The sequence below is a fragment of the Anaerotruncus sp. 80 genome, assembly GCF_009936115.1.
Classification (GTDB): domain Bacteria; phylum Bacillota; class Clostridia; order Peptostreptococcales; family Anaerovoracaceae; genus Senimuribacter; species Senimuribacter intestinalis.
Window position 1 is genome coordinate 1 of sequence record NZ_QWES01000072.1, and the last position, 627, is coordinate 627.

Genomic DNA, 627 nt, shown 5'->3' on the forward strand with positions numbered 1-627 from the left:
GACGAAGAAGGCGGTGTGGCACGTGAACTCCACCACCTTGCGCTGCTCGTACGTCCACTGCTGCCCGTAGGAGTCCTCGAGGTCGTTGATGGTGCGGTCGTCCCAGCTGAGGCGGATCCCCACGAGGCAGGAGGGCAGGAAGCCGTTCTCCGCCAGGATCACGAAGTACGAGAAGAAGCCGCCCAGCGCCTGGATCATCCCGATCTGTCCGTAGGCCATGCTAATGAGGCGCTCGTTAACGAGTTTGTCGGAGCGGGGATTGCGCGGCTGCCGCTTCATGATGTCACTCTCGGCTGCTTCGTAGGCCAGAGAGATGGCCGGGACCATGTCGGTGCCCAGGTCGATGCAGAGGATGGTGATGGTGCCGAGGGGCAGCGGGATGTTGGCCATGATGAAGAGCAGGAAGGGGGTGATCTCGGGGATGTTGCTCGTCAGAGTGTACGCGATGGACTTCTTCAGGTTGTCGAAGATCAGCCGACCTTCCTCCACGCCGGTGACGATGGAGGCGAAGTTGTCGTCCAATAGGATCATATCGGCCGCCTGTTTGGACACATCGGAGCCCGCGATGCCCATCGCCACCCCAATGTCCGCCTTCTTCAGCGCCGGGGAGTCGTTCACACCGTCCCC

Annotated in this window: 1 protein-coding gene; it reads right to left on the minus strand. The window is 61.7% G+C overall.

The genetic code is table 11. The features are described 5' to 3' along the window. On the minus strand, positions 1–627 hold a 627-nt coding region (locus D1155_RS15535), incomplete at both ends, for an HAD-IC family P-type ATPase (protein ID WP_160203312.1).